Source organism: Streptomyces pseudogriseolus (genome assembly GCA_002154585.1).
GTDB classification, from domain to species: Bacteria; Actinomycetota; Actinomycetes; order Streptomycetales; family Streptomycetaceae; genus Streptomyces; species Streptomyces pseudogriseolus.
Genome location: MUNG01000476.1, coordinates 1 through 5,308, shown reverse-complemented (window position 1 = coordinate 5,308; position 5,308 = coordinate 1). Strand labels below are relative to the sequence as shown.

5 protein-coding genes and 1 pseudogene are annotated in these 5,308 nt (G+C 75.9%); 2 read left to right on the top strand and 4 right to left on the bottom strand.

All coding sequences use genetic code 11. The features are described from left to right. Together CCN29_RS31320 and CCN29_RS31315 are read right to left on the bottom strand one after the other, a co-directional pair. Positions 1–208: pseudogene (locus CCN29_RS31320) on the bottom strand (methylated-DNA--[protein]-cysteine S-methyltransferase); the annotation flags it as partial. Positions 209–213: 5 nt separating this feature from the next. Beyond that, entirely contained in the window at positions 214–1,599 is a 1,386-nt protein-coding gene (locus CCN29_RS31315; RefSeq protein WP_086685904.1) for a bifunctional transcriptional activator/DNA repair enzyme AdaA, read from the bottom strand. 137 nt (positions 1,600–1,736) lie between these two features. Here CCN29_RS31315 and CCN29_RS31310 point away from each other — a divergent pair, with 137 nt between their 5' ends. After that, the gene (locus CCN29_RS31310) at positions 1,737–2,408 is read left to right on the top strand and encodes a HEAT repeat domain-containing protein (protein ID WP_086685902.1); all 672 of its coding nucleotides are present in this window, start codon (positions 1,737–1,739) and stop codon (positions 2,406–2,408) included. A 14-nt stretch (positions 2,409–2,422) separates the two neighbouring features. After that, on the top strand, positions 2,423–3,427 hold the full coding sequence (locus tag CCN29_RS31305) for a MerR family transcriptional regulator (protein WP_086685899.1): 1,005 nt from the start codon (positions 2,423–2,425) through the stop codon (positions 3,425–3,427). 45 nt (positions 3,428–3,472) lie between these two features. Here the strand turns inward: CCN29_RS31305 and rsgA are convergent, their stop codons facing one another. Together rsgA and CCN29_RS31295 are read right to left on the bottom strand one after the other, a co-directional pair. Next, entirely contained in the window at positions 3,473–4,576 is a 1,104-nt protein-coding gene (gene rsgA, locus CCN29_RS31300; protein WP_086685898.1) for a ribosome small subunit-dependent GTPase A, read from the bottom strand. A 335-nt stretch (positions 4,577–4,911) separates the two neighbouring features. Next, a partial coding sequence (locus tag CCN29_RS31295) for a cellulose binding domain-containing protein (RefSeq protein WP_442538588.1) occupies positions 4,912–5,308 on the bottom strand: 397 nt, incomplete at its 5' end.

The window sequence follows — 5,308 nt, the reverse complement described above, 5'->3', positions numbered from 1 at the left end:
TGAGGTCGCCGGCGAAGTACGCGGCGAGCTGCCGTTCCGCCTCCCGGAACGGCCCGGGATCGTGTGTCCAGTCGTCCCGCACCACGGTCGCCTTCTTCTGGCCGGGCACGGTGAGCGAGGTCAGTTCGCCGGTCGGGGCGGCGGTCAGCAGCAGCGGTCCGAGCGGGCCGTCCACGTGCGTCCAGTACGTCGTCGTCATCGTCGTCATGCGGGTCACTCCAACTCCCCTGCGGCACGCAGGTGGTTCAGGGCGTACGAGCGCCAGGGGCGCCAGCTGTCGGGGGCGTCGAGGCCGGCCGGGGCCACGTCGGGATCGCCGAGCGCGCGGGTGCGGATCGCGGCGGCCGTGCGGTCGTCGAGGCCGGGGACGGCGGCGAGGGCGTCCCGTGCCGCGTCCCGGTCGGCGCCGGGTCCGAGGCGTACGGTGCCGTCGGCGAGGGCGGCGGTGAGCGCGCCCAGGGGGCCGTCGGGCTCGGCGTCGGCGAGGACGGCGGCCTCGGGGAACAGGTGGGTCAGCGCGCCGCAGGGCGCGTCGAGCCGTTTGCCGTAGCGGCGGACCAGCTCGGCGGCCGTGTCACGGCCCACGAGCGCCCGTACGGCGACCTCGTCGGGGTCGGCGGCGCCGGGCGAGCGCAGTCCGGGGCGGGCCGCGACCAGCGGGGCGAGCCGGGCGTCGGCGCCGAGGCGCTCGTCGACGGCGTACGGGTCGGCGTCCAGGTCGAACAGGCGGCGCAGCCGCTGCACGGCGGTGGTCAGGTCGCGCAGGTCGGTGAGGTGCACGCGGGCGTCGAGCCACCCGCCGGGGCGGGCGCCGGCGCCGGTGTGCGGGCGCTCCTCGACGGCGGCGATGCCGGTGCCGTAGGGCAGGCGCAGGGTGCGCCGGTAGGTGCGCGCGCCGGGCGGGCCGGTGATCTCCTCGACGCCGGGGACGGCCTCGCGTTCCAGCAGGTCGAAGACGGGGCCCGCCTGGTAGGGGCCCCGGTGGGCGAGGCGCAGGGGCACGCCGGCGGTGGGGGTGCCGGGGCGGGACCGGCCGGTGCGGGGCGCGGCGGCGCGCAGCCCGGTGGGCGTGGTGGCGTACACGGCGCGGACGGTGTCGTTGAATTGGCGCACGCTGGCGAACCCGGCCGCGAAGGCGACCTCCGTGACCGGCAGGCCGGTGGTCCGGAGCAGGACCCGCGCGGTGTGGGCGCGCTGGGCGCGGGCGAGGGCGACCGGTCCGGCGCCCAGCTCGGCGGTGAGCTGCCGCTGCACCTGCCGGGCGCTGTAGCCGAGGCGGGCGGCGAGCCCGGCGACGCCCTCGCGGTCGACGACGCCGTCGGCGATGAGGCGCATGGCGCGGCCCACGACGTCGGCCCGTACGTTCCACTCGGCGGAGCCGGGCACGGCGTCGGGGCGGCAGCGCCGGCAGGCCCGGAAGCCCGCGCCCTGCGCCGCGGCGGCGGTCGTGAAGAAGCGCACATGGGCGCGTTTGGGGGTGACCGCGGGGCAGCTGGGCCGGCAGTAGATGCCGGTGGTCTCGACGGCGAAGAAGAACGCGCCGTCGAACCGGGCGTCCCGGCTGCGCACCGCCTCGTACCTGCTGTCCTCGTCCGTCATGGGGTCCAGTGTCCCCTGGCGGGAGCGGCGCGGCTGGCGGGAATCGGACATGGAACCCCGGCTCGGGGGCTTCGGAAGGCGGCGCTTGACCCTGACACGGTGAGAAGGTCTTCACTGGCGGGCCTGGAGGTGCTCCGATGACCACGCCCAAGGCGGAGACGACAACATCACGTGTGCTCGCGGGACTGCGGCACGACGACTCCTCGGTACGGCTGCGCGCGGCGCTGGCGGCCGGGGCGGACCCGGACCCTGAGTTCGTGGAGCCGCTGGTGGAGCGGTGCGGGGTGGAACCCGTGTTCCATGTGCGGGACATGCTGACGTGGGCCCTGACCCGGCACCCGGAGGCGGAGACGGTGCCGCGGGTCCTGGCCGAGCTGCGGTCGCCGCACGACCGCGCCCGGAGTCAGGCGCTGCACACCCTGTCCAAGATCCGGGACCGGAGCGTGTGGCCGGCGATCACGCGGTCGCTGCTGACCGACCCGGACGACGAGGTGGCGCGGACCGCCTGGCGCACGGCGGTGCTGCTGGCGCCGGAGGACGAAGGGGCGGAGCTGGCGGAGGTGCTGGTGTCCCAGCTGGGCCGGGGCGGGCGGGAGACGCGGCTCAGTCTCAGCCGGGCGCTGATCGAGCTCGGTCAGCCGGCGGTCCCGCCGGTGCGGGCGGCCTCGGATCACCCGGACCCCCTGGTACGGGAGCACGCGCTCGCCACGGAGCGGCTGCGGCGCGACCCCGAGGCGGGGTTCGCGGACGCGGTGGAGGAGGCGAAGCGCGTGGTGTCGCTGGGTCCGGACGGGCCTCCCGGTAAGTGAGGAGTGAGACAGGGGTGCTGATCGGTGAGGTGGCGCGGCGGTCCGGGGTGAGCCCCCGCATGCTGCGGCACTACGAGTCGCTGGGCCTGGTACGGCCGACGGGCCGCACGGCGGCGGGCTACCGCGCGTACACGGAGGAGGACATCCGGCGGATCTTCCACGTGGAGAGCCTGCGGTCGCTGGGCCTGTCGCTGCGGGACGCGGGCCGTGCCCTGGACGACCCCGGGTTCACCCCGTCCGGGCTGGTCGCGGACCTGGCGCGGCGGACGCGGGAGCGGATCGCGCGGGAGACGGAGCTGCTGACCCGGCTCCGGCGGATCGACGCGGCGGAACCCGCCGACTGGCAGGAGGTCCTCCAGGTCGTCGCGCTGCTGCGGAACCTGCGGTCGGGGGACGCGGGGATGCGGCAGCGGGCGGCTCTGTCGTCGGTGGACACGGCGCCGGTGCCGGTGGAGGCGCTGGTGGAGGCGGTGCTGAGCGAGACGGACCCGCATGTCGCCGGGGCCCTGCGGTGGGCGCTGGCGCAGGCGGGCGAGCGGGGGCCCGAGCTGCTGGCGGCGGGGCTGCGGTCGGCGCTGCCGGCGGTGCGGGGGCGGGCGGTGCGGTGCCTGGTGGAGATCCCGGGCGAGCGGGCGACGGCGCTGCTGCGGGACGCCCTGGGGGACGCGGACCCGTCCGTGCGGCGGACGGCGGCTCTGGAGCTGGGGGCGCGCGGGGTGGCTCAGGCGATGCCGGAACTGGTCGGCATGGTCGTCGAGGAGGCGAACGACGTCGACGCGGCGGACGCGCTGGGCACGCTGGCGGGCGACGCGGCGGTGGCGGACCGCGTCGTGGCGGAGCTGGCGGACCGCCTCGCCGACCCGGCCGTGGACGCGTCGGCGCGCCGCCGTCTGACGCAGGCGCTGGCGGAGATCCCCGGCCCGGCGGCCACGCACACGCTGAGGTCGCTGACCGGGGACGGGGACCGGACGGTGGCGCTGACGGCGCGGTACGTGCTGGAGCTGCGGGGGTCCGGCTGAGCCGCCCCGCCGGGTGCCGTCGAGGGCGCCCGGCGGGGCGGGGTGTCAGCGCAGCCGGCCCCGCTTGGCCTCCATGGCCGCCTTGCCGATGGCGCCCTTGCGCTTCCAGTCCTTGCGGATCTCCGCGCGGAGGCGGGCGTCGGTCTTGGCGACGATGTACTGGTTCTCCCGGAGCAGCTTGCGGTAGCTGTCCAGGCGCCGCTGCGGCAGCTCGCCGGTCTCGACGGCGTCGAGGACGGCGCAGCCGGGCTCGCTCTCGTGGGCGCAGTCGTGGAACCGGCAGTGCTCGGCGAGATCCTGGATCTCGGAGAACACCTGGCCCACACCGGTGCCGGCGTCCCACAGGCCGACGCCCCGCAGGCCGGGGGTGTCGATGAGGACTCCCCCTCCGGGCAGCAGGAGCAGGTTGCGGGTCGTGGTGGTGTGGCGGCCCTTGCCGTCGACGTCCCGGGTGGCCTGGACGTCCATGACGTCCTCGCCGAGGAGGGCGTTGGCGAGGGTGGACTTGCCCGCGCCGGACTGCCCGAGCAGGACCGAGGTCCCGCCGGACACGACCGCGGCGAGCACGTCGAGCCCTTCGCCGTCCTGCGCGCTGACGGTGAGGACGGGCACGCCGGGCGCGGTCGTCTCGACGTCCTGCACGAGGTACGACCGGGTCGCCGCGTCCGGTACGAGGTCGGCCTTGGTGAGCACCACGACCGGCTGCGCCCCGGACTCCCACGCCAGGGCGAGGAACCGTTCGATCCGGGCGAGGTCCAGCTCGACGGCGAGCGACACGGCGACGACCGCGTGGTCGACGTTTGCGGCGAGGATCTGCCCCTCGGACCGCTTGGAGGAGGTGGACCGCACGAACGCGGTACGGCGCGGCAGCAGCGTACGCACGTAGCGGGGCTGGGCGCCTTCGGGGTCGACGGCGGCCCAGTCGCCCGTGCAGACGACCTTCATGGGGTCGCGGGGGACGACGTACTCGGTGTCGGCGCGGATCACGCCGTCCGGGGTGGCCATGTCACACAGCCCCCGGTCGACCCGGACCACGCGGCCCGGCACCAGTCCCTGCGCGGCGAACGGGGCGAAGGCGTCCGCCCACTCCTCGTCCCAGCCGTAGGGAGCGAGAGCGTGCGCGGGGGTGGAAAGAGAGGAGAAGTTCAACGGGAACCCTTCGAAGGGCGGCCCCGGCGGCGCGCGTTCACCGACGCGCGAAGAGAGGTCGGGTCAGCCGGAGGCCACGGAGGTGGACGGAACGAACGACTGGATTCGGGCACGGCCCATCACAGAGACAGCCATCGGTCACACCTCCCAAGAACCTCGTCACGATCGGCACCCGTTGGGCGCCCTGCCGACACGGCACACAGTAGAGGGCGCGGCGGCGGGCCGCCAACGATTTATCCGGCCCCGGCTTGTCGGCACCTGAGGGCACCTGTCGGCATGGGGCGCGCCGCCGGCGGGGTTGCTGGTGGGGCGGCTGGCCGCCGGCTGAGGGGGGGTCACGCCACCGCGCAGGACTCCCCGTTGAGGGCGAAGTCGGTCGCGTGGGTGTCGTCGGTCCGGCGGGCGGCGATGAAGCCGAAGGCCACGGTGCTGTCCTGGGCGACCGTGGCGTTGTAGTCGGCCGCCGTCGCGGTGACGCGGGAGCCCGTCTGGTGGGACGAGGCGTCCCACATCTGGGTGATGCGGTGGCCGGCGGGGAGGGTGAAGGCGACGTGCCAGCCGTTCAGGGGGTGGCCGGGCGTCACGGTGACGGTGGCCTGGTAGCCGTCCGGCCACTCGTTGACCACGTCGTAGTCGACCGAGCAGGAGGCCGGGGGCGTGGCCGCGGTGCCGGAGGAGGTGCCCTGCGGCTCCGGGTCGGGCTCGGGTGCCGGGTCCGCCGTGCGGGTGGGC

What these genes read in the sequence shown, in the direction of transcription:
- CCN29_RS31315 (WP_086685904.1), bottom strand. Translation starts at nt 1,599, where the DNA reads ATGACGGACGAGGACAGCAGGTACGAGGCGGTGCGCAGCCGGGACGCC.
- CCN29_RS31310 (WP_086685902.1), top strand. Translation starts at nt 1,737, where the DNA reads ATGACCACGCCCAAGGCGGAGACGACAACATCACGTGTGCTCGCGGGA.